18 protein-coding genes are annotated in these 25158 nt (G+C 46.7%); 17 read left to right on the top strand and 1 reads right to left on the bottom strand.

Annotated elements, in window-relative coordinates:
* Positions 1 to 11: 11 nt before the first annotated feature.
* A complete protein-coding gene (gene pfkB, locus ACESZH_RS06550; RefSeq protein ID WP_373212945.1) occupies positions 12 to 944 on the top strand; it encodes a 1-phosphofructokinase in 933 nt (310 codons plus the stop codon).
* 22 nt (positions 945 to 966) lie between these two features.
* Entirely contained in the window at positions 967 to 1977 is a 1011-nt protein-coding gene (locus tag ACESZH_RS06545) for an aldo/keto reductase (protein ID WP_373212947.1), read from the top strand.
* A gap of 126 nt (positions 1978 to 2103) precedes the next feature.
* Here the strand turns inward: ACESZH_RS06545 and ACESZH_RS06540 are convergent, their stop codons facing one another.
* Positions 2104 to 2490, bottom strand: coding sequence for a VOC family protein (locus ACESZH_RS06540; RefSeq protein WP_373212950.1), 387 nt, complete (start codon positions 2488 to 2490; stop codon positions 2104 to 2106).
* Positions 2491 to 2625: 135 nt separating this feature from the next.
* Here ACESZH_RS06540 and ACESZH_RS06535 point away from each other — a divergent pair, with 135 nt between their 5' ends.
* From ACESZH_RS06535 to ACESZH_RS06465, 15 genes are all read left to right on the top strand, one after another.
* Complete coding sequence (locus tag ACESZH_RS06535) at positions 2626 to 4245, top strand: response regulator (RefSeq protein WP_373212953.1); 1620 nt, start codon at positions 2626 to 2628, stop codon at positions 4243 to 4245.
* On the top strand, positions 4242 to 6035 hold the full coding sequence (locus ACESZH_RS06530; RefSeq protein WP_373212956.1) for a cache domain-containing protein: 1794 nt from the start codon (positions 4242 to 4244) through the stop codon (positions 6033 to 6035). Before ACESZH_RS06535 ends, ACESZH_RS06530 begins: the two co-directional genes overlap by 4 nt.
* Complete coding sequence (locus ACESZH_RS06525; protein WP_373212959.1) at positions 6028 to 7020, top strand: substrate-binding domain-containing protein; 993 nt, start codon at positions 6028 to 6030, stop codon at positions 7018 to 7020. Before ACESZH_RS06530 ends, ACESZH_RS06525 begins: the two co-directional genes overlap by 8 nt.
* 192 nt (positions 7021 to 7212) lie before the next feature.
* Positions 7213 to 8706 (top strand): sugar ABC transporter ATP-binding protein, encoded by a 1494-nt coding sequence (locus ACESZH_RS06520; RefSeq protein ID WP_373212962.1) that lies wholly within the window; start codon positions 7213 to 7215, stop codon positions 8704 to 8706.
* 11 nt (positions 8707 to 8717) lie between these two features.
* Positions 8718 to 9707, top strand: a complete 990-nt coding sequence (locus tag ACESZH_RS06515) for an ABC transporter permease (RefSeq protein WP_373212964.1) — start codon at positions 8718 to 8720, stop codon at positions 9705 to 9707.
* Between the two features lie 36 nt (positions 9708 to 9743).
* Positions 9744 to 11237, top strand: coding sequence for a sugar ABC transporter ATP-binding protein (locus ACESZH_RS06510; protein WP_373212967.1), 1494 nt, complete (start codon positions 9744 to 9746; stop codon positions 11235 to 11237).
* Between the two features lie 15 nt (positions 11238 to 11252).
* Positions 11253 to 12257 carry an ABC transporter permease gene (locus ACESZH_RS06505; protein WP_373212970.1) on the top strand — a complete coding sequence of 335 codons (1005 nt, stop codon included), beginning with the start codon at positions 11253 to 11255 and terminating at the stop codon, positions 12255 to 12257.
* Between the two features lie 176 nt (positions 12258 to 12433).
* Positions 12434 to 13510 carry a substrate-binding domain-containing protein gene (locus ACESZH_RS06500; RefSeq protein WP_373212973.1) on the top strand — a complete coding sequence of 359 codons (1077 nt, stop codon included), beginning with the start codon at positions 12434 to 12436 and terminating at the stop codon, positions 13508 to 13510.
* Positions 13511 to 13755: 245 nt separating this feature from the next.
* Positions 13756 to 15540: a histidine kinase gene (locus ACESZH_RS06495; protein WP_373212976.1), complete on the top strand. Its 1785-nt coding sequence runs from the start codon at positions 13756 to 13758 to the stop codon at positions 15538 to 15540.
* Positions 15533 to 17134, top strand: coding sequence for a response regulator (locus tag ACESZH_RS06490; RefSeq protein ID WP_373212979.1), 1602 nt, complete (start codon positions 15533 to 15535; stop codon positions 17132 to 17134). The genes ACESZH_RS06495 and ACESZH_RS06490 overlap by 8 nt, the downstream gene beginning before the upstream one ends.
* Before the next feature lie 117 nt (positions 17135 to 17251).
* Positions 17252 to 18544 (top strand): ABC transporter substrate-binding protein, encoded by a 1293-nt coding sequence (locus ACESZH_RS06485; protein ID WP_373212982.1) that lies wholly within the window; start codon positions 17252 to 17254, stop codon positions 18542 to 18544.
* A 94-nt stretch (positions 18545 to 18638) separates the two neighbouring features.
* Positions 18639 to 19514, top strand: coding sequence for a carbohydrate ABC transporter permease (locus tag ACESZH_RS06480; protein WP_373212985.1), 876 nt, complete (start codon positions 18639 to 18641; stop codon positions 19512 to 19514).
* A 14-nt stretch (positions 19515 to 19528) separates the two neighbouring features.
* The gene (locus ACESZH_RS06475) at positions 19529 to 20359 is read left to right on the top strand and encodes a carbohydrate ABC transporter permease (protein ID WP_373212988.1); all 831 of its coding nucleotides are present in this window, start codon (positions 19529 to 19531) and stop codon (positions 20357 to 20359) included.
* Between the two features lie 39 nt (positions 20360 to 20398).
* Positions 20399 to 22690 (top strand): glycoside hydrolase N-terminal domain-containing protein, encoded by a 2292-nt coding sequence (locus ACESZH_RS06470; RefSeq protein WP_373212990.1) that lies wholly within the window; start codon positions 20399 to 20401, stop codon positions 22688 to 22690.
* Positions 22684 to 25107, top strand: coding sequence for a glycoside hydrolase family 2 protein (locus ACESZH_RS06465; RefSeq protein WP_373212993.1), 2424 nt, complete (start codon positions 22684 to 22686; stop codon positions 25105 to 25107). Before ACESZH_RS06470 ends, ACESZH_RS06465 begins: the two co-directional genes overlap by 7 nt.
* Positions 25108 to 25158 lie beyond the last annotated feature (51 nt).

Raw genomic sequence — 25158 nt, 5'->3', positions numbered from 1 at the left:
GAGCAGGAAATATGATCTTGACAGTAACAGCTAACGCGGCCATCGATAAGCGTTATGTGGTGGAGCGTTATGGCGTGGGTAATGTAAACCGTGTAAAATCCTGCGCAGCCAACGCAGGAGGCAAGGGAATCAACGTGGCGCGTGTAGCGTCCATTGCCGGGGAAAAAATGACCGCGACCGGTTTTCTGGGCGGCCATGCGGGGAAATTTATTTCCGAGCGCGTGGAGGCCAGAGGCATCAAGAGCGATTTCGTGTGGTGCGAGGGAGAAAGCAGGACCTGCATCAACATCTGGGACGAGGTAAACCAGCAGCAGACAGAATTTCTGGAACCGGGATTTTCCGTGACAAAGGAAGACTGCGACAGGCTGGTGGAAAAGTTTACATCCATTTTGCCGGAATGCAGGGTGGTGACCATTTCCGGCAGTGCTCCGAAGGGGGCGGGATCAGATCTATACAAGAGAATGATCCATGCTGCCAGGGAGGCGGGTAAGCCGGTGATTCTGGATACCAGTGGACAGCTTTTGGAGGATTGCCTGCTGGAGCGGCCTACTATGATAAAACCGAATATCGATGAGATACGGGCTTTGACAGGAAAACCCATGAACAGCCGTGAGGGGCTTATGAGGGCAGCCAGAGATCTCCATGACGACGGAATTGAAATCGTGGCAATTTCCCTTGGCGGGGAAGGCTCACTTGTATCTTGTCAGGAGGGCGTGTACGATGTGAAGGTGCCAAAAATTGAAGCTGTGAACACGGTGGGATGCGGAGACTCCATGATCGCAGGCTTTGCTGTTGGTATGTCCAGAGGACTTTCCATGGAAGACACCATCCGTTTGGCAAGCGCTGTCTCAGCGGCAAATGCCATGAGAATGGAAACAGGTTTTTTTGTGAAAGAAGATATGGAAGCACTGCTTCCTCAGATACAGATTAAAAAAATCAGATAATAAAAAACAGGAGGGTTTTGTTATGACATTTATTGAGCCCAGTTCAGTTCCACAGAGAACACTTTACACAGGGGCAAAGATGCCGGCTGTAGGAATGGGAACCTTTGGAAGCGACCATGCGGATCCGGATGCGGTCGCCGCTTCCGTGGCGGGAGCCATCCGTGTAGGCTACCGTTCTTTTGACTGTGCAGCCTGCTATGGAAACGAGGATATGATCGGAAGGGTATTCCAGGATGCTTTCCGGGAAGGAATCGTAAAAAGAGAGGAGCTGTTTATTGCTTCCAAAGTGTGGAACGACATGCACGGGGACGGGGATGTTCTCATTGCCTGTGCAAAAACGCTGAAGGATCTTCAGCTTGACTATCTGGACATGTACTATGTACACTGGCCATTCCCAAATTACCATGCACCCCATTGTGATGTGGATGCCAGAAATCCGGATTCCAAGCCATTTACAGTGGAGCGTTTTATGAAGACCTGGAGACAGATGGAACGTCTGGTGGACATGGGTCTGACAAAGCATATCGGAATGTCGAACATGACCATTCCGAAGCTGGAAGCTGTTCTGCCTCTTTGCAGGATCAAGCCGGCAGCCATTGAGATGGAGCTTCATCCCTGCTTCCAGCAGCCGGAGCTGTTTGAATACTGCAGAGAGAAAGGAATCGAAGTGGTAGGCTTCTGCCCCATCGGTTCCCCGGAAAGACCGGAGCGAGATAAGATGCCGGAGGATGTTGCGGATATAGAGCTGCCAGAGCTGAAGGAGATTGCAAAGGCTCATGGTGTACATCCGGCAGTGATCTGCATCAAGTGGGCTGTCCAGAGAGGGCAGAGCCCGATTCCCTTCTCATTGAAGGAGAAAAATTATACCATGAATCTGAAGTGCGTCACCGAGGATCCGCTGACTGCTGAAGAGATGGAAACCATCAGATCCTTAGATAAAAATAACCGTCTGATCAAAGGTCACGTGTTCCTGTGGGAAGGCGCAGGAGACTGGCACGACCTTTGGGATGAAGACGGTGTGATCGTAAAATAAAATAACAGGTTACAAACGCCCGGGGCTGAGGTCAGTTCCCGGGCGTTTGCCAGTTGTCAAGCATGGGAAAGAAAGCTCCGCGGAGATTCCTTTTCGTACGCGGTCAGGCGCACGGTCCTGCTGGTATTACAGATACTGGCTGAATTCCACTTTTTCTTTATTAGGCCCCTCAATGGTGAAAAACTTCACGCCATTTTCCCAGAACGGAAGGAAATGGATCTCGTCATTCAGGGTGTTCAGATCACGTTTGCAGATAATGTCATAAACCTTTTCAATGTCTGTCACATCAAGAGCCACATGTTCAATTGCGCCGTAGCACATAGCGGCATCATCGCTCTCATAGGCTTCGATCACCAGATTTCCAAGCTTTAAAAAGTTTACGGCTTTTCCCTCGTTTTGTGTTGCATGGGCGATCTCAAAGCCAAGCTCTGTATAGAAAAGCAGGGTTTCCGCCATATCCTTTGTAGGAATGCCGAGATGCTGTACGCCCGTTGCAAATTCGCTGATTTTCATAGGAATTCCCCTTTCCATGTTTGGTTTTTACCCATTATACCCCATGAGGGGCAGGGGGACAATATGAATTTTCATTGTAAATTAGGTCAAAGCATGATACCATAAAAACATCAAAAGAAAAGAGGATTACAGCCGATGTATCATATTTTACTGGTAGATGACGAGATTCTGGTGCGTGATGCGATCAGAGAAAATATAGACTGGAAGGGAATGGACTGCGAGCTGGTGGGAGACTGCGAGAACGGGCAGCAGGCTGCGGAATTTGTGAAAAATCATCACGTGGATATTGTTCTGACTGATATCTGTATGCCTTACATGGATGGAATGGAGCTGAGCCATTTTCTCCATGACAATTATCCGGATATTGTGATCGTGATCTTCAGCGGTTTTGGGGAATTTGAATATGCCAAAAAGGCGATCCAGTACAATGTTAGCGAATACATGCTGAAGCCGATTACAGCCATGGAGCTTCGTGGTGTGATCGAAAAAATGAAGGAAAAGGTTGACCAGCGGCGGAAGGAAAAGAAAAAGCTGGAAACCCTTACCAGAACCTCACAGGATTACCGGAAAAATGCGCACATTATCCGTTCCAAGGCCATTGAAGCCCTGGTAAGCTGTACACGGGATATACAGGAGAGTCTGGACCAGCTTGGGGAAATGGGGATCGTTCTGGATGCTCCCTCCTACCGCGTGGCAGTTTTTGATATGGACCTTTACTCAGACATTTACCAGGTGGATGTGGAGAAACGTCAGGAGAGCGCACTTATGGCGTTTGTACTTTTTAATGTGACAAATGAGATCGTTACCCGGGAAAATGCAGGAATCGCCTATCAGGAAGGGAATAACAGGGTATGTATCCTTTTTATGGGAAACCATTCCAGGGATTTTTCGGACAAGATCATGAATATTTGCCGGGAAATCCAGCAGAAAGTCCGGGAGGTGATTGGCATAGAGGTATCTGCCGGCATCGGAGGCTGGGTAAAAAGCCCCACAGAGCTTTTGCATTCCCACAATCTTGCGGAAAAAGCCATCCGGTATCGTTATCTTCTGGGAGGCAACCTGCTGATCGACATGGAAGAAAAGCGCACGGATCGCAGAATATCCCTGGAAGATTCCCTGAACAGCCTGACAACAGCTTTGAAAACAGGAAACCGTGAGGGCATGAATTTAGCCCTTGCCCGAATGGAGAAGGATATCAAGGATGCCATGGTGGAAAAGACGCAGGCGTGTGTCTGCCTTCAGCAGATCGTCCGTGCTGCGGAAAGCTGCCGGGAGAGCATTTCTTCTGAAAATGAGGAAAGAGCAGACAAAAGAGACGATCTGATCCGGCAGATCACGGAGCAGAAGGTGTTCCAGCGGGCAATCGCTCTTGTGAAGGAGTATGTCGGAGAGGTTTTTGATGAGCTGTCCCAGATGAACAGCTCCAGCGGACAGCGGCAGGCAGCGCTGGCAATCGATTATATTCAGAACAATTATATGGATCCGGATCTGAGCCTGAATGGAATCTGTTCGTACCTGAATATCAGTACCAGCTATTTCAGTACCATTTTTAAAGAGATGACGGGAGAAACCTTTATTGAAGCGCTGAGCCGGACCAGGATGGAAAAGGCAAAGGAGCTTCTGGAAAACACAACTTTGAAAAACTATGAGATTGCAGAAAAGGTAGGCTTTTCCGATCCTCACTACTTCGGGATATCTTTTAAAAAGATGACCGGAAAAACACCCACGGAATATGCCAGGGAGAAACGTAAATGAATCAAACAAAAAAAAGAACCGGAGTCCTGGGGCGCTTTAAAAGTATACAAAGCTCCATCTTTGCAGCAATTTCCCTGCTGGTACTATGCGCTGTGATAATTGTGACCATGGTATCGATCCGGTATACACAGTCCTCCATCTACGATAATGCAGTGGTGTACACACGGACCATCATCCATCAGATGAATCAGAATATTGATTCCTATATTACATATATGGATAACATTGCCACCATGATTTCCGCAGGGGAGGATGCCATGTCCTATCTTTTTCAGGATGACAGCGTGGAAAAAGAGGCGGGGCACAGTAAGCGTCTGGTTGAGCAGTTTTTTACAATCTTAAAGAGCCGGGCTGATATTAAAAACATCGGAATCATCAGAAAGGATGGGAAAGCTCTTTTCAATTACGGGCTTCAGGTGATAAATCCGTATTTGGATATCAATACCCAGTCCTGGTTTGCGGATGCCGTTGGGAGCGGTAATTCGGTGCTTACCTCCTCACATGTACAGCATGTCATTAAGGGAGAGCGTCCCTGGGTGATCACTCTGAGCAGGTTCATTCCGGATTATACTGACGGGGGCGGCGAAGGCGTGGTATTTATTGACCTGAATTACAGTGCCATCAGTGAGCTTTGCGATCAGAACAGTATCGGGGATAAGGGTTATGTCTTTATCCTGGATCAGGATGGAAATATTGTTTATCATCCTCAGCAGCAACAGCTCTACAACGAGCTGCAGACGGAAAACATAGATCTTGTGATGAATGCGGATTCGGAAACCGTGACCTGGGGAAGCGGAGACAATGCCAAAATGTATACCTTGTCCCGTTCGGAAAAAACAGGCTGGACTGTAGTGGGATGTATGAACATGGCAGAGCTTACAAGAGACAGCCGAAAGGCACAGAGCATCTATGTGGTCATGGCTGTAGCACTTGTGATCGTGGCATTGTTTCTTTCCAGCGTCATTGCCAGAAATATCACCATGCCGATCCAGAGCCTGCGTGATTCCATGGCAAAGGTGCAGGAGGGAGATTTTTCCAAGGCAGACGTGGAGGTATCCACGCAGAACGAGATAGGAAGCCTGACAAAAAGCTTTAATGTGATGACCTACCGGATCCAGGAGCTGATGGAGCAGAATGTCCACGAACAGGAGGAAAAGAGAAAAAGCGAGATGAAGGCGCTGCAGGCTCAGATCAATCCTCATTTCCTGTACAATACCCTGGATTCTATCATCTGGATGGCAGAGGGCAAAAAGAATGAGGAGGTGGTCCTCATGACTGCTTCCCTGGCAAGGCTTCTGCGGCAGAGCATCAGCAATGAGGATGAGGTGGTATCAGTCAGTCAGGAGATCGAGTACGCCAGAAGCTATCTGACGATCCAGAAAATGAGGTATAAGGACAAGCTGGAGTTTCAGATCGATGTGGAGCCGTCTATCGGAGGAGCACAGATCGTAAAGCTGGTGCTTCAGCCAATTATTGAAAATGCCATTTATCATGGGCTGAAATATAAAGAAAGCAAAGGGCTTCTTCTGGTGCACGGGTACCAGGACGGGGAAAATGTGGTGATTAAAATTCAGGACAACGGAGTGGGAATGGATGCGGAAACCCTTGCCCATATTTTTGACAGGCATAAGGTAAATTACCGTTCCAACGGAGTGGGCGTTTATAATGTGCAGCAGCGTCTGCAGCTTTACTATGGAAGCGATTACGGAATCACGTATCAAAGCGAAAAGGGAAAAGGAACAACTGCTACCATCACTTTTCCAAAGAAACTGGAGGTGCGCCATGAATAAGTATAAAAAATGGATTCCTTTTGCCGTGTTTCTGTTTTTGATCGCAGGCGCACTCCTGATTGGTTACCAGCAGAGGGAGAATCAGAAGAGCCGGCCATGGTCCCTTATTTATATTCCTAAGACAGAGGACGGAACAAATGATTTCTGGACATCTCTGATTTCCGGCGCCAGAATGGCAGCCCAGGAATATGGCGCTGAGCTGGAGGTGGAAGGCCCTAAAACAGAACAGGATGTGGAGCAGCAGAACAGGCTGCTGAAAAGAGCGATTGAAAAGCAGCCGGATGGAATTCTGATCTCTCCCTCCAGTTTTACTGCGTCCGATGAGCTTTTAAAGGAGGCAAGAGAAAAGGGGATTCGTATTACCTTTATCGATTCCTATACGCAGGAGGAGCTTCAGGATCTGACTGTGGCTACAGATAACCTGGAGGTAGGCAGACGGCTGGGAAATTTTGCCAGGGGACTGCTGAATGAGGATTCCCGCATTGCTATTGTCAGTCATGTGAAGGGCGTTTCCACTGCTGTAGAGCGCGAGGCGGGTCTGCGGGAAGGACTGGGGGATCTGGCGGATAATATTGTGGAGGTTGTATACTGTGATTCTCTGTTTGACAAAGCTTACGAGCTGACAAATGAGCTGATGGAAAAGTATCCGGATCTGGAGATGATAGCGGGAATGAACGAATATTCCTCAGTGGGAGCGGCTCGTGCAGTACGGGATGCCGGTGCTCAGGGCAGGATCCGGGTAGTGGGAGTGGACAGCTCCCAGGAGGCTGTAGAGCTGATGGAACAGGGCGTTTTTCAGGGAATCGTGGTTCAGAAGGCTTTCCGTATGGGCTACATGGGAATCAAGGAAACCGTCCGTATGCTGGAAGGCGAGAAGGTAGAAAGCAACCAGGATTCAGGTTGCGAGCTTGTAACACAGGAGAATATGTATGACAGAGAGATTGAGAAGCTTCTGTTTCCTTTTGCCAATTTAAAAGAGGAGTAGTAGTTGGTCTTTCGCAATAAAAAAGGTCGAAAATTTACGATACAGTAAATTTTTAACCTTTTTTTAGAAAATATTCCATTAAAATTCTCGGGATTTGGACATATAATATCCATAGTTAGGACAGGGTATCCCTTTGCGGGTGCCACTATGGTCGTCTGACCATAATTTTAGGAAAGGAATGGAGGGAAAAAAGTGGGAGAGGTTATCTTAACCATGAAAGGCATTGACAAATCCTTTCCGGGTGTACATGCGTTAGATCATGTGGATTTGGAAATCCGTAAGGGCGAGGTCCATGCACTGATGGGCGAGAACGGAGCCGGGAAATCCACACTGATGAAGGTGCTCACAGGTATTTATTCCAAAGATTCCGGAAGTATTACCTATGAGGGCAAGGAAGTGGAATTTTCCAATCCCCGTGAGGCCCAGGCAGCAGGTATCGTGATCGTGCACCAGGAACTGAATATGATGAACCACCTGACAGTGGCTCAGAATATTTTCATCGGTCGTGAAATGATGAACGGCAAGCTGATCAATGATGCGAAGATGAATGAAGAAGCCAGGAAACTGTTTAAGCAGCTCAACATTGAAATCGACCCGACGGAGAAGATGGGAAACCTGACAGTCGGTAAGCAGCAGATGTGTGAAATCGCTAAGGCGATCTCACATGAAGCCAAGGTCATCATCTTTGACGAGCCGTCAGCAGCGCTGACAGAGGCGGAGATCGAGGAGCTTTTCAAGATTATCCGTGATCTGAGGGAAAAGCAGCTTGGTATTGTGTACATATCACACCGTATGGATGAGATCAAGGTGATCACAGACCGCGTGACCGTCATGCGAGACGGAGGCTATGTGGGAACGCTGATCACGAAGGACTCTACGAAGGACGATATCATCAGCATGATGGTAGGCCGTGTTATTTATGAGGACCCGAAGACGGAGAGCACAGTAGCGCCCGGAGCGCCGGTAGTGCTGAAGGTAGAACACCTGAACGCAGGAAAGATGGTGCAGGACGTAAGCTTTGAGCTTCATAAGGGAGAAATCTTAGGCTTCTCCGGACTGATGGGAGCAGGAAGAACAGAGACCGCAAGGGCGTTGTTCGGAGCAGACCCGAAGGAGAGCGGAGATATCTATGTAAACGGCAAGAAAGTGGATATCAAGAACCCGATGGACGCAGTAAAGTGCGGAATCGGTTATCTGTCTGAGGACCGTAAGAGATATGGAATCGTTGTAGGAAAGAGTGTGGCAGAGAATTCCACAATGGCAAATCTGGATGAGTTCATGAGCGGAATCTTCATCAATAAGAAAAAAGAAGCCGAGACAGCCCAGAAGTATGTGGAATCCCTGAAAACAAAGACGCCGAGCGTGGACCAGTTAGTGGTGAACCTGTCAGGCGGAAACCAGCAGAAGGTAGTAATCGCAAAATGGCTGGTAAGAAACTGCGACATCCTGATCTTTGATGAGCCTACGCGAGGTATCGACGTAGGAGCGAAGAGTGAGATATATCATCTGATGAATGAACTGGTAGCAGAAGGAAAGTCAATCATCATGATTTCCTCTGAGATGACAGAAATTTTAAGAATGAGTGACCGTATTGTAGTAATGTGTGAGGGTAAGAAAACAGGGGAGATCGATATCTCCGAAGCGACCCAGGAAAACATCATGCATGCGGCAACCCTTAGAAATTAGGAGGAACAGAAATGGAAAATTTTAAAAACAATCCATTGGTGAAAAAAATCGGATTCAACCGACTTGTGTTAATTGGCGTTATGATCTTAATGTATATCGTCTTTTCCATCGGAAGCGGAAGAATCCTTGGCTATGCAAATATCATGAGTGCAATGAACTACATGTATTTCCTTGGATTCCTGACGTTGGGCGTTACCTTTGTTATTGCAACAGGCGGAATTGACTTCTCAATCGGACCGGTTATGTTCTGTGCAGCATTGATCGGCGGACGCCTTCTTGTAAAGGACGGTGTTCCCGTAGTTGTAGCTCTGCTGGTATGTATTTTAGTCGGAGCAATTTTTGGTGTAGCAAACGGATTCCTGGTAGCATATATGGAACTGCCGTCATTTATCTCTTCCATGGCCCTGATGATGCTGGCAAAAGGTGTTGGTTCTGTTTTCACATCCACACAGTCCATAAGCTGGCCGCAGGCTGCTGATGAGAGCGGCAACGGATGGTTCCGTAACCTGATCAGACTGAAAGTCGGCGGTACGAACATCCCGACAGGTCTTATATGGCTTCTGATCGTGGCAGTTATTTGTGCGATTATTCTGAATAATACAAAGGTTGGACGTTATATCCTCTGCCTTGGAAGCAACAAAGAGGCTGTCCGCTTATCTGGTGTAAATGTTAAGAAGTGGGAAATGATCGCTTATATTATTTGCGGAACTCTGGCAGGTATGGCAGCCATCGCTTATGTAGGCGCATATACCACAGTCAGCCCTGGTCTTGGAGATAACTTTAACAATGAGGCGATTGCAAGCTGTGTAATGGGCGGAACATCCATGTCCGGCGGTATTGCTTCTATCGGCGGAAGTATTATTGGTGTTATGATTATCTCCCTTCTGCAGGAGGGTATTCTGGCAATGGGCTTCCAGAAGGATTACCAGTATGTTATTACCGGTATCATCGTTCTTCTGGCAGTTTACGCTGACGTACGAAGCAGGAGAAGAAAGAACTGATTCCTATTTGTTTAGAAAGGATATATAGGTGAAGACATGGGTGAAGTCATTTTAACAATGAAAGGAATAGACAAGTCTTTTCCGGGTGTACACGCTCTTGACCATGTAGACTTAGAGATAAGAAAAGGCGAGGTCCATGCACTGATGGGCGAGAACGGAGCCGGGAAATCCACACTGATGAAGGTGCTCACAGGTATTTATTCCAAAGATTCCGGAAGTATTACCTATGAGGGCAAGGAAGTGGAGTTTTCCAATCCCCGTGAGGCCCAGGCAGCAGGTATCGTGATCGTGCACCAGGAACTGAATATGATGAACCACCTGACAGTGGCTCAGAATATTTTCATCGGTCGTGAAATGATGAACGGAAAGCTGATCAATGATGCGAAGATGAATGAAGAAGCCAGGAAACTGTTTAAGCAGCTCAACATTGAAATCGACCCGACGGAGAAGATGGGAAACCTGACAGTCGGCAAGCAGCAGATGTGTGAAATCGCTAAGGCGATCTCACATGAAGCCAAGGTCATCATCTTTGACGAGCCGTCAGCAGCGCTGACAGAGGCGGAGATCGAGGAGCTTTTCAAGATCATCCGTGATCTGAGGGAAAAGCAGCTTGGTATTGTGTACATATCACACCGTATGGATGAGATCAAGGTGATCACAGACCGTGTGACCGTCATGCGAGACGGAGGCTATGTGGGAACGCTGATCACGAAGGACTCTACGAAGGACGATATCATCAACATGATGGTAGGCCGTGTTATCTATGAGGACCCGAAGACGGAGAGCACAGTAGCGCCCGGAGCGCCGGTAGTGCTGAAGGTAGAACACCTGAACGCAGGAAAGATGGTGCAGGACGTAAGCTTTGAGCTTCATAAGGGAGAAATCTTAGGCTTTTCCGGACTGATGGGAGCAGGAAGAACAGAGACCGCAAGGGCGTTGTTCGGAGCAGACCCGAAGGAGAGCGGAGATATCTATGTAAACGGCAAGAAAGTGGATATCAAGAACCCGATGGACGCAGTAAAGTGCGGAATCGGTTATCTGTCTGAGGACCGTAAGAGATATGGAATCGTTGTAGGAAAGAGTGTGGCAGAGAATTCCACAATGGCAAATCTGGACGAATTCATGAGCGGAATCTTCATCAATAAGAAAAAAGAAGCCGAGACAGCCCAGAAGTATGTGGAATCCCTGAAAACAAAGACGCCGAGCGTGGACCAGTTAGTAGTGAACCTGTCAGGCGGAAACCAGCAGAAGGTAGTAATCGCAAAATGGCTGGTAAGAAACTGCGACATCCTGATCTTTGATGAGCCTACGCGAGGTATCGACGTAGGAGCGAAGAGTGAGATATATCATCTGATGAATGAACTGGTAGCAGAAGGAAAGTCAATCATCATGATTTCCTCTGAGATGACAGAAATTTTAAGAATGAGTGACCGTATTGTAGTAATGTGTGAGGGCAAGAAAACAGGGGAGATCGATATCTCTGAAGCAACCCAGGAAAACATCATGCATGCGGCAACCCTTAGAAATTAGGAGGAGGAGAGAAAGATGGCAGGTAAAGAGAAAAAGGGCAATGCTTTTACAAATAATCCCATTGTAAGAGCGATTGGTGTCCAGAAGGTAGTAGTAGTATTGGTAATTGTTTTGCTGGCAGCATTCTTCTGCATTAAGAGTCCGGCATTCAGACAGTATGCAACTTTGGTCAGCATCTTTGACTATTCATATTATATCAGTTTCATGGCAATCGGCGTTACTTTCTGTCTGATCACCGGCGGTAATGACCTTTCCGTAGGCTGTGGTATGATCTGTTACGGTCTGTTCGGCGGACATCTGATCACCAAAGTGGGCATGCCGGTAGGTGTAGGAATTCTTGCAACTATTTTGCTTGGTGTTCTGATCGGTGTGTTAAACGCAGTGCTTGTTGCAGTGATGGATCTTCCTCCATTTATCGCTACCCTTGGTACGATGATGATCACACGAGGACTTGGTTCCATTCTTACAGGCGGTATGAGTGTTACCTGGCCGGCAGCGGCTGTTGAACAGGGCTGGTTCCGAAGCATCTTTAAGTTAAGAACAGCAACAAGGATCATTCCGATAGGTTTCCTTCTTGTTCTGGTGTGCATATTTGTAATGTCTATCTTCCTGAATAAGACAAGACCGGGACGTTACATCATCGCAATCGGAAGTAATAAAGAAGCAACCCGTCTGTCTGGTGTAAATGTAGTGAAATATCAGTCGATCGCGTACATTATTTCCGGTTTCTTTGCAGGTCTTGCAGGTGTTGCATATGCAGCTACCTTCCAGGCAATTGCGCCTGGTACCGGTGCAGGTCTTGAGCTGGATGCGATTGCAGGTGCGATCATCGGCGGTACTTCCATGAATGGTGGTGTTGGTACCATCACAGGAACACTGCTTGGTGTATTCGTAATGTCTCTGCTGAAAACCGGTCTTCCATATATCGGATTACAGGCAAACTGGCAGCAGATCATTACAGGTCTGGTTTTGATCCTTGCAATCTTCATCGACGTACTGAAGAACAAGAAAACAGCATAAGCGAAGTTATTTGCCGCGCTGTGATTTGCAAAGAAAATTGCAGCGATGGCTGTATATGGTGGCCCGGCACCGGAATTCCGGGAGTCAAGATTAATATATGATATGTACTGCCCGAATCAGAACAGGCGGTTTACATATACAAAAACTATATAATATCATTAAGGAGGACTCCAAACATGACGAGAAAGAAAATGATGAGCGTTGCATTATGTGCAGCAATGGTAGGTACTATGGTAGGTGCTACCAACGTATCCGCAGCAGACTACTCCGGATTACAGATTGAAATCGTATCTAAAGGCTTCCAGCATCAGTACTGGCAGGCAGTTTTAAAAGGTGCTGAGCAGAAAGCTGAAGAATTAGGCTGCACCATCAACTTCGTAGGACCGAACTCCGAGTCCGATTACGCTGACCAGGTTCAGATGCTTACTTCCGCTATTAACGCAGGTCCTGGAGCAATCGCTCTGGCAGCTCTTGATACAGAATCCTGCCTTGACGCTATCACTCAGGCTCAGGATGCTGGTATTCCGATCATCGGATTTGACTCTGGTGTTCCAGGGGCTCCGGATGGTGCTATCTATGCAAACGCTTCTACTGACAACTATGCAGCAGGCGAGCTTGCAGCAGAGAAGACCTACGAAGTATTAAAAGACAGAATCGCTAACGCAGAAGGTGCTGTAAGAATCGGTGTTATGGGCCAGGATGCTGTATCTGAGTCCGTTGTAAACCGCGGTCTTGGATTTATCGACAAAATCGGTGAGTTAGCAATCGCTGATGGAAATACTGTTAAACTGGAAGGTAACGACAGATATGTAAACGATGCAAAGGTTGAGTCTACAGACGACGGTAACGTTATCATCGAGACACTTGTTCCTTCACAGGTAACATCTGAGCTGTCCGCTATCGACTGCCAGACTCTGTTAAACAAAGAAGACATCATCTGTGTATATGGTTCCAACCAGCACTCCGGTGAAGCTATGGTAACTGGTAATGAAAACCTTATGAAATTCGGCCAGGGCGAAGATCAGGTTATCGGTGTTGCATTTGACTCCGGTGCTGTTATCAAAGCTGCTGTAGCTGACGGAACATTCTTAGGCGCTATCACCCAGGCTCCTGTAGCTATGGGCGAAACCGTTGTTGAGCTGGCTTGCAAAGCTGCTTCCGGCGAAGAAGTATCCGACGTTGACACCGGCTGCCAGTGGTACACCGCTGAAAACATGGAAGACGAAGAGATCGCACAGAACCTGTACGACTAAAGCGAATGCGGATTCGAAGCTTCCGAAGTGGCATTCGCGCCAGTAGTGTGCGCGATGCTCACGCCGCCACTCTGTCTCACCCAGAGACGAGAAACAACCTAACATAATCAAGGCAAAAAAACGGGAGTCCACCACTCCCGTTTTTTTTGTTAAAGCAAAGTACCTCTCCTCACAAAAACAAATTGACAGACCTCCCCAATTATGAAACAATAAAGACATCCCAAACCACTCAAAGGAGAACACCATTGACCCCAAAACTCAAACAACGCTACAAGGACATGTCCATACGAAAAAAGATCATCATCCTGTTTATGGCAGTCTTCCTATTTTTTATAATACTGGTTCTGGCCAGCTCCAACGTAATTCTATACCACTCCAACATAACAAAAATAGAACGGACCATCCAGGATGAATGCGACATGATAAACCTGCAGATCAGCAACCTTTACGACAGCCTGAAAATCTGCCAGAGCAGCACCATACAGGGAATCAACCAGGTCTACCAGGAAAGAGAAATAGACGAGACCGACCAGGTATCCATTATTTCCATAAAAAACAGCCTGCGCACAGTGCTAAGTTATTACAAAAGCTGCATCTCAGTTGTAAATTCCCTGGTCTTTGTAGACAACAACAATAACGTTGTCAGTGTAGGACTGAAAAATGAACCAAACAAAAAAGACCTGGAAGAATTACTGGTCCAGATTCCGCCTGTTGGTCCCATATCCAGCATCACCTTTCCCATTGAAAACAGAGAATTTCTGGGAGGAAGCGAAAGAGAGGGAATCCTGACCCAGGGCGTACGCGTTATCAGCATAGAAACAGGTGAAACCCTGGGATACCTTTTCATAAATATAAAAAGCAGCGCCATAGCCGAGCTTTTTCCGGACAATAAAGACATAGCCTATCGAAAAAACTATTACATAGTGGATGACCGAAATAAAGTCGTAGTCACCAGAAATACTGAGGGCATTCTGAAAGAAGAAGATCCCTCCTTTATAAAAAAGATAAACCAGTTTGGAGAAGAAAGCTTTCAGTCCGTTGTGAATGAAGAAAAATGCCTGATCACCACCAGAGAAAACTCAAAATTCGGATGGACCATAATAAACGAGATTCCCATTCACGATATTATGAAAGACATTTACCTGATGACGATCATGATCGTTCTCATCGGAATAGCCTGCATCGTACTGTCCGTAATCTTTATCCTGATTTTGTCGAGAGTCATCACAAACCCTATCAAAGCCTTGACAGACACAGCCTCCATCATATCAGCTGGAGATCTCTCATGCAGATGTGTGGTAGACTGTCGGGACGAGGTAGGCGTTCTTTCCAAAACCTTTAACAAAATGCTGGAGCGTATCCAGAACCTGCTGCAGCAGGTCAAAGAGGAGCAGAAGAGAAAGCGGGAGACAGAACTGGCACTGTTCCAGATACAGATTAAGCCCCATTTCCTTTACAACACACTGGATTTAATTTATGTATGCTGCGAGATGGATGATGGAAAAACCGGGGGAAGAATAGCCAAGGCATTGGCGGACTATTACCGCACCTGTTTGAGCGGAGGTTCGGAGGTGATCTCCATTGGGGAAGAACTGCGAAATACAGAAAACTATCTTTACATCCAGAAAGAACGGTACAGCGACATTATAACTTATCATATGAGTGCGGCAGAGAATTGTCTGAAATACAAGATTCCCAAAATGACCCTGCAGCCCCTTGTGGAAAATGCGATTTACCACGGCTTGAAAGAGAAAGAGGAGGGAGGCTGTATTTCCATTGAGGTGATGGAATCAGAAGAATTCGTGATCGTGGAAGTAATAGATGATGGAATTGGAATGGAGCCGGAGATCTTTGACAGTATCCTGGAGAAAAAGGATGAACGGGGGAAGAAGCACTTTGGCCTGAAAAATGTCCATGAGCGGCTTCAGTTATATTTCGGTGAAGAATATGGACTATCCATAGATAAAGAGAAAAAAACGGGAACCTGCATTCGCATCCGTATTCCAAAGATAGAGGCGTATTATGATTAAAGTAGTAATTGCAGACGATGAAAAAAGATTTCGTGAATATATGGAAAGAGTTCTGGACTGGGAGGCGCTGGATTTCAAAATCTGCGGAATTGCGTCCAACGGTGAGCAGGTGCTGGAGCTTCTGGAAAATGTGCGGCCGGATATTGCCCTTCTGGACATCAATATGCCGAAAATGGACGGGCTTGTGCTGACGGAGAAGCTGAAAGATATATCTCCTGATACCTATGTGGTCTTTATTACAGGATATTCGGAATTTGAGTATGCCAGAAAAGCTGTGAAGCTGGGAGTGAGTGAATATCTTCTGAAGCCCTTTTCAAAGGAAGAATTGAGCAAGGTAATGCTGAAGCTGAAGGAAAACATCCTGAAAAAGAAAGAGGACGAGAAACAGAATGTGAGCAGCCGCAGAATTATCCGTGAGGAGATGTTGAACCGGCTGGTGCGCCTGGAAAGTGAGGACATGGAAGAGTTCCAGGAATACCGGGCAAAACTGGAGCAGCTCGGCTGTAATTTGGATGCGCCATTTTATACGGTGTCTATGATCGAGATGGACAAGGCGGAAGGAAGAGAAATATTAAAAGAGGACAGGCAGCTCTGGCTTTTCGGAATCCGGAATATTCTGGAAGAACTGGGGGACAATGCAGGAAAATCCCAGATCGTTTTTCAGAATTATGAGAACCGGCTGATATCCATATGGCAATGCGAAAGCAGGGAGCAGATCGAGAAGATCCCGGAGCTTATGGAGCAGCTCTGCGATCTTGTATACCGTCTCCTTGGAATTTCCGTCACCATAGGCGTGGGAGTGGAATGCAGTGAATTTGCAGGAATACCGGAATCCTGCAGAAAGGCTTTTGTTTCCCTACAGAATAAATTTATCTTAGGAAACAGGAGAGTGATCCTTTACAATAAGCTGGCTGAGGAGAACCAAAAGGCTGATTTTTACAGGCTGGATCTGAATGAAGAGTTACTGATCAATCTGCGGAGGAACGACAGGCAAAAGGTGGAAGAGAACCTTGCGCTTGTGGAGGCGGAAATGATAGAAAACCATTATTCAATGGACTATGCAAACGCTGCGATCATGGGGATCTTATCGATCTGCCTTTCCTATATTGTAGAGATGAAGGGGAACATCCAGGAGATTCTGGGCAAACAGTTTTCACCTTATCAGGAGCTGAAGCAGAAGGAATCTATGTCGGAATGCTTTGAGTGGCTGGCAGAGGTTTTTGGGGCAACAGTGGATTATTTCAAACGGCCTCGTTCCAAACGTGCGGACCAGATCATTGGAGACGTAGAAAAGTATATCCAGGAGCACTATTCTGATTTTGAATTAACCGTGGAGGATATTTCGGAGGCAGTGTTTCTTGATATCAGTTACATCCGAAAGATATTTTCCAAATACAAAGGCTATACCATACAGGAATACATTACGGCAGTGCGGATGAGGGCGGCAAAGGAAAAGCTGGAGCAGCAGAATTGTTCTATTTCAGAGACAGCAGAGCAGTGCGGATACCTGGATGCAGGTTATTTCAGCAAATGCTTTAAAAAGTATTATCATGTCTCTCCGCGGCAGTATTTGAACCAGCTTCAGGATCATTAGGAAAAAGCAGGCAGGAAATGCCTGTTTTTTTCCATTTCAAGCCGGGTTAATTCTAACGGAAGGAAAAGTCAGGATGGTATACTTAGTCCATCAAATAGAGGAAAGCGAGGAAGCAACATGAAAATGAAAAGAGCACTGGGATTAGGTTTATCACTGGCAATGGCGGCAACAAGCTTTGTTATGCCGGTAGCAGTTCACGCAGAGGGAACTGACGAAGAGATTACCTTAAATGTCTGCATCCATTACTATGATGACAACAAGGATCTGGCAGAATATGCTGCAGAAAAAGTAAAAGAAAAATATCCTAACGTGACACTGGTATTTGAGGATTACCAACAGGATGGCGGACAGACATTAAAGACCAGGGCTGCAACAGGAGATCTTCCGGACATCTTTAAAGTGGATGGCGGTCTTTGCGAAACACTGATCAAGAGCGGAAGCATCCTTCAGTTGGATGATTACATTGAGGAGAGCAATTATACGGAAAATCTCCCGCAGAATGTAATTGATAGCTGCCTGTATTCTTCTGACGGACACATTTACCAGTTCCCGGTTGACGGTATCGCACCGGTACTGTGGTACTACAACAAACAGATCTTTGAGGAGAACAACATCAAGGTTCCTACAAACTATGATGAACTGATGACAGCAATTGAGGAACTGAGAGCAATTGATATTATCCCGATTGCATTTTTCGGCAAAGAGCCATGGCCTGTTGGAGCATTCTTTGATTCCTTTGCAGTAAAGGAAAATGAGGGCGGTGTAAAAGCACTCTCCGAAGGAACCGCAATGGCATCTGATGAAGGATACACCAAAGCAATCAACAAGATTGCAGACGCTGTAGAGGCAGGAATCTTCCAGGATGGCGTAACAAATACTGACTACGAAACTGCAAACGCACTTTTCATGGAAGGCAAGGCCGCAATGTTCTTAAACGGAAGCTGGTATGTTGCTGACGTGATCAAGGGCCTTGGTGAGAATGGCGCCATCATGGATACTTATCCTACTGCTGATGCAGGAGAGAGCGAAGAAAGCATGAGCCGTATGGCAGGCGGACCGGATACAAACGGTATGGCAGTATCTGCAAGCACCAAATATCCGGAGATCGCCATGGACGTAGCTGGTATCTTTACCGCTGCTAGAGAAGAGCGAGAGTTTACCTACTACAAACAGCTTACCGTTCCGGTTAAAACAGATGAGCTGCAGATTGAAGGCGAGCTTGAGCCGCTGCGCCAGACTCTTCTGGAAAAGGTTCCGACCTATACATATGGTTCTAAATTCATTCACACTCTTATCAATACAGAATTCTCAGCAGATATGATTGAAGAATTACAGAAATTGTTGGTAGGAGAATCTGCAGAAGATTTTATCAAAAATGTTGATAAGAGCATTGAGAAGACAACCAAGTAATTTATAAAATCTCTGGCAGAAAAGGCGTATTCCGATTCATACCGGGATGCGCCTTTACTTTTTAAAAAGGTTCATATGAGAGGAGAGAGAAGCTATGCAGAAAATGCTGGGCGACAAGAAAATGATCGCGCTCTTTACAGTACCGGCGCTTTTAGTGTTTACCGTAATTGTATTTTATCCCATCCTTCAGACTCTGCAAAAGAGTTTTTATGACTGGGATGGCCTGTCACAGGCTGTTTTTTCAGGAATTGAAAATTACAAAGACTTATTTACCGACGATCTGTTTTACGAATCATTGAAAAACGGAATTATCTTTGCAGCTATCCTGGTGGTATTCCAGATGGGGCTTGCTACACTTTTAATGTTTGCCCTGATGAATAACCATATTCCTTTTAAGAGATTCTTCCGTTCCTCATTCTTCATTCCTGTTGTATTGTCCGTAACAGTTGCCTGCCAGCTCTGGTCTTCCATTTATGATCCGGAATTTGGTCTGCTCAACAACCTGTTTCAGGCGATCGGTTTAAATTACCAGCAGAACTGGCTGTCTGACCTGAATGTGGCTATTATAGCAGTGGCGTTTGTAAATGTGTGGCAGTTTACCGGATATCAGTTTACCATCATGTACTCCGGCGCAAAATCCATACCGGAGGATTATCTGGAAGCGGCAAAAATCGATGGCGCTACCAACATGCAGATCAATCTGAAGATCCTTCTTCCCATGTTAAAGGATACATACCGTATGTGTTTCGTGTTTGCCATCACAGGCGGTTTCAATGCCTTCGCTCACATGAACCTGCTGACAAAGGGCGGTCCCGGAACTGCAACCTATACCCTGACGTATATGACCTTCCGCTCCGCATTCCAGGTCGGCAAATACGGATACGGCTGTGCTTCCGCAGTAATCCTTGTGGTTCAGTGTTTGCTTGCAACATTTATCATCAACAAGCTTTTCAGCGTAAAAGAAGATTAAAGGAGGAGTAGAAAATGAAAAAGAAGCCGATTGAATATGTGATCATTGCGCTGCTGTTTCTGTTCAGCCTCGTTTGTATTTATCCATTGATTTACCTGCTGTTTTATTCTTTAAAGACGAACAATGAAATCTTTTTCACAAATCCCTTCGGACCGACCCTGCATCCTCAGTGGGATAATTATGTGCGCGCATTTAATGCCTTTGACCTTGTGGGATATTTTAAAAACAGCATCGTGGTAACGTTTTTTTCAGTAGCCGGAATCCTGGTACTGGCGCTGCCATTTTCCTATGCAACCACAAGAATGATGTGGAAGGGAAAAAATGCGGCAGTGAATTATATTACCATGGGACTTTTCATTCCTATCCAGGTTATCATCATTCCTCTGGCGATCCTGGTAAAGCAGATGCACATTGCTAATACCTATTTGGCATTGATCATTCCGTACATTGCTTTTAACCTGGCTTTTACTGCAATGGTTATTTCTACCTCCTTCCGCGGATTGCCAAAGGAGATGGAGGAATCTGCATTTCTGGATGGGGCAAGCGTGTGGAAAACATTTATACATATTATGGTGCCGCTGGTAAAACCGGCGATTGCCACCTCCCTGATATTTGCATTTTTAAATATCTGGAATGAGTACACACTGGCATCCATCCTGATTTCCAAACCGGAAGTAAAGACTCTTCCCATTGGTCTGTCCTCCTTCGTGGGACAGCACTCCACGGATTGGGGCGCTATGGGAGCCTGCTTTGTGATTTCCAGTATTCCTACAATTGTAATGTATCTGATCTTCAGTGAGCAGGTAGAAAAAGCACTTACCATCGGCGGAGCCGTTAAGGGCTAAACAAAGAAGAAAATATGAGGCAAAAAGCGGAGAATAAGTATGGGACAGAAAAACAGATTATGGTATAAAAATCCGGCACAGCAGTGGATCGAGGCGCTGCCCATAGGAAACGGCAGGATGGGAGCCATGGTGTACGGCGGTACTCTTAAGGAAAAGGTACAGATTGACGAGAGCAGCTTCTGGTCAGGCGCTCCTTCTGAGAATAACAGCCGTCCCGGGACGAAACAGCTTATGGAAAAAATCCGGGCAGAGCTTTTGAAAGAAGATTATGAGAAGGCGGACGAGCTGGGTCATGATTTCGTAGGGAATAAAAACCAGTATGGAACCAACATGCCGGTTGGAGAACTGAAGCTGGAAATCTGCGGCTGTCAGGGCGGGGACGGAGACATACAGGACTATGTGAGATATCTGGATCTGGAAAGCGGGCTCGCGGGAACGGAATTTACATACAAGGGCAGCCGTTTTTTCAGAGAATGCTTTGTATCTGACCCTGCACAGGTCTTTTGCATGAAAGTAGAGACCGAGGAACCGTTTGAAATGGAGATTCGGTATGAGGGCATTGGGAACAATACACTCCTTGGCAGATGGGACGGAAGCTGTGCGGAAATTTCGGGAGATGCGCTGGAAACCCTTCACAGTGACGGAAAGCACGGGGTTCATCTGGAGGGATGCGTGAAGGTCCTTACAGACGGACGGGTATCCGGTGACGCCCATTGCCTTAAGCTTTCCGGTGCAAAAAAAGCAGAATTTTTTATAGATCTGGAAACGACTATGTTCCTTGAAAATCCGGGCATGACTGCAAAGGAACGGGCGCAGCGTGCCTGTGAAAAGGGATATGATTCCTGTAGAGAGGAACATGTCCGTGACGTGAGAGGGCTTTTTGCAAGAATGGATATTTCTCTTGGACAGGAAGAAAAAAATGAGCTTCCAACAGATGTGCGCCTTGCAAATATGGCAAAGGGAGAGGAAGACCTGGCATTGTACGCACTGATGTATCAGTACGGGCGTTACCTTCTTATCGCTTCCTCCAGGGAGGACTCTCCCCTTCCCACCCATATGGGCGGAATCTGGAATGACAATATTTATAACAATATTGATTGTACCCAGGACATGCACATTGATATGAACCTGCAGATGCAGTATTGGGCATCAGCAGTGTGCAGCCTGCCGGAGTGCTATCAGCCATTTTTCCGTTATATGGAAAACGTACTGGTTCCATCCGGCAGGAAAACGGCAAAGGTAACGTATGAAGCGGATGGCTGGACAGCGCATGTGGTTTCCAATCCATGGGGATTTACGTCTCTTGGATGGGCTTATAACTGGGGCGTATGGTCCCTGGGCGGAGCGTGGTGCGCTGTGATGATCTGGGATTATTATGAATATGCCCGTGACAGGGAATTCCTGGAAAAACGGGGCTTCCCAATGCTGGAGGATGCAGTCCGTTTTGTATTGGATTATGTATTTTTCGATGAAAAGAGCGGTTACTATATGACAGGACCCTCCTATTCACCGGAAAACCAGTTTGGTGTGAATGGAAAAAATTACTTCCTGGCATTGTCCAACACCTGTGACGTCATTTTGGTCAGAGAGCTGCTTCAGGTTTATGAAAAGGCTGTGCAGGAGCTTGACGGAAAGGTGTCCGGCGTACTGCTGGAAAAAGCACGGAAGGTATTGAAGAATCTGCCGCCCTATCAGATTGGAAAAAAAGGACAGGTGCAGGAATGGTTCTATGATTTTGAGGAGCCGATTCCGAACCACAGACATACCTCCCATCTTCTTGGTCTTTATCCCTTCTGTCAGATCCTTCCGGAGAGAGATACCGATCTGGCGGAGGCGGCAAGGGTGAGTATTCGTAACAGATGTGAGGATTTTGAGATTACATCCTGGGGCATGAACATGCTTCTTGGATATTATGCCAGACTTAGAGATGGAGAAAAATCCCGGGAAATTCTCCGGGAAACGTTTAAAAGGATTGTGCGCTGCAACCTGGCATCCGTCATGGATGATGAGAAAAGTATGTGGCGCGGCACCTGGGAGCTGGACGGCAATACTGGTCTGACAGCCGCAATGTCTGAGATGTTTGTGCAGAGCAGCGAGAATACGGTTACACTGCTTCCCGCTTTGCCAGGTGAGTGGAAGGACGGGTATCTGCTTGGAATTTCCCTGAAAAACGGAGGAAAGGCGGACATTTGGTGGGAAAATGGAAAGCTGAAAAAAGCAGTGATATATCCGGGAAAAAGCGGTTCCTGCAAGGTTTGCTGCGGCAATAAAACTGTGACCAAACAATTGAATCCGGATGAGACTTGGGAGATAGGAGAGACAGAATGGTAAAATTATCTTTAGATGGAATCTGGGAGATGCGAAGCGAAAAGGAGCAGCAGTGGATGCAGGCAAAGGTTCCGGGCAGCGTATATCAAAATCTGCTGGAGGCAGGAAGGATTGAGGACCCTTTTTACAGAGAGAACGAGATTGGAGCGAAAGAGGTTTCGGAAAAGGATTATTTTTACAGGAGAACGTTTCTGGCGGAAAAGGAGCTTTTGTCCATGGACCGGGTGGTGCTTTGCTGTGAGGGCATTGATACCATTGCGGAGATTTTTATAAACGGGGAATCAGTTCTGAAATGTGACAATATGCACAGAACCTGGGAGGCAGAGATTTCTCCGGCGCTCCATGAGGGAGAAAATGAGATCCTTGTGCATTTCACTTCCCCTTATACATATCAGGAGGTGGTCAAAGCAAAGCATCCGGATATGGATTTGGAAGGCCACCTTTTCCAGGCACATTTGCAGATGCGCAAGGCAGCATATATGTTTGGATGGGACTGGGGTCCTGCACTGGCGGACATGGGAATCTGGAAATCCATAGGGATCTGTGGATATGAGAAGGGAAGGATCCTGCAGCTTAAGGCGGATCAGGTACATGGATTTGAAAAGGTAACTTTAAAGTGCAGCATGGAGACAGAGCGCTTTGGGGCAGCGTCTCAGGAACTGACAGGAAAGATATCTGTTTTTGATCCGGAAGGAGAGCTTTTGTGCGTACAGGAAGCTGTGGATGGAAAGGCAGAATTTGAGATCAGAAACCCAAGGCTTTGGTGGTGTGCCGGATACGGGGAACAGCCACTTTACAGGATCAAGGCGGAGCTGGTTTCCTGTGATGGAACAGTTCTTTGTGAGTCGGAGAAGAAAATCGGGCTTCGCACTCTGAAGCTCTGCCAGGAAAAGGATACCTGGGGATCCACCTTCTGTTTTGAGATAAACGGTGTGGAGGTTTTTGTCAGAGGTGCAGATTATATCCCGGAGGACAGCCTTCTGGGAAGATGCACACCAAAACGGTCCAGAAAGCTGATCGACAGCTGCGTGAAGGCAAACTTTAACATGATCCGCGTGTGGGGCGGAGGCGTGTACCCTTCTGATGAATTCCTGGACTATTGTGATGAGAAGGGGATCATGATCTGGCAGGACTTTATGTTTGCCAATATTGTCTCGATCTGGAGCGGGGAGGAGAAGGAGAACATGACCCGGGAGATCATCCAGCAGACGAGACGTTTCCGGGATCATGCCTGCATTGCGCTTTTGTGCGGAAACAATGAAACGGAAATGATGATCTGGGAGGACATGAATCCGAAATATAAGGAGATGTACATCCGCCAATATGAAGTGGATATGCCTGCAATTGTAGAAAGAGAGGCGCCGGGTATCTGCTATTGGCCCAGTTCCCCTTCAGCGACAGGAAGCATGAAGGATACAGAAAATGAGAATTACGGAGATTCCCATGACTGGAGAGTGTGGCACGGAGAGCTGCCCTTTACCCATTACCGCAGTACCTTTCCCAGATTTAATTCTGAGTTCGGTCTGCAGTCTTTCCCCTGCATGAAGACTATTGAAAGCTTTACCCTGCTGGAGGACAGAAATATTTTTTCCTATGTAATGGAAAATCATCAAAAAAGCAAGAACGGCAATCGTGTGATCAATTCCTATGTGAGCCAGTATTTTAAATTCCCAAAGGATTTCCGTGCATTGATCTATCTATCCCAGATGATCCAGATGGAGGGAATCCGGTACGGTGTGGAGCATTGGCGCAGAAACCGGAATGACAGACGGTGTATGGGAACCCTGTTCTGGCAGATCAACGACTGCTGGCCTGTGGCTTCCTGGTCAAGCATCGACAGCTTTGGAAGATGGAAAGGGCTTCAGTATGGTGCAAAGCGTTTCTATGAGCCAGTGCTTGTCTCGGCCTGTGAGGAGGGGACAACCGTAGATTTGTATGTGAGCAATGAAACCCTGATTAGTACCAGGGGAACAGTGAAGTGGAAGCTTTTCCATGTAAAGAACGGTCTGGTAAAGGAAGCTGCGGTTCCCTGCCAGGTGAGACGGCTGCATACGGAGCGCATCGCACATTTGGAGCTTGACGGGATCATTAAGACAAGGCAGGATGCCCGGGAATATTATCTTGCCTATTCTTACGAAAGTGAGGGCAGGACGGTTGGCGAAGGCACTGTGCTTTTTGTTCAGGCAAAGCACTTTGAATTTCCTGAACCGGAAATCGTCTGTGAAAAAACAGGCACCTGTACATGGAAAATATCCTCAAAACAGTTCGCGAAATTTGTGGAGGTCGACTTCGGAGAGGACATACTTCTGTCCGATAATTATTTCGATCTGGTTCCCGGGCAGGAGAAGTATATTACGCTGGAGCGGGAAGCTGAAAACCAGCCGGAAATATACAGTCTCTATGACAGCTTTGAAAAATAAAATCCTGGGATTTGTCAAGATCCGGCAGCATAGGTTACCAAACGATGCTGC

The organism is Ruminococcus sp. 5_1_39BFAA, from assembly GCF_964240875.1.
Taxonomy (GTDB): domain Bacteria; phylum Bacillota; class Clostridia; order Lachnospirales; family Lachnospiraceae; genus Blautia_A.
The sequence above is the reverse complement of the archived record's forward strand: the minus strand, read 5'-3'. Positions and strand labels throughout refer to the sequence as shown.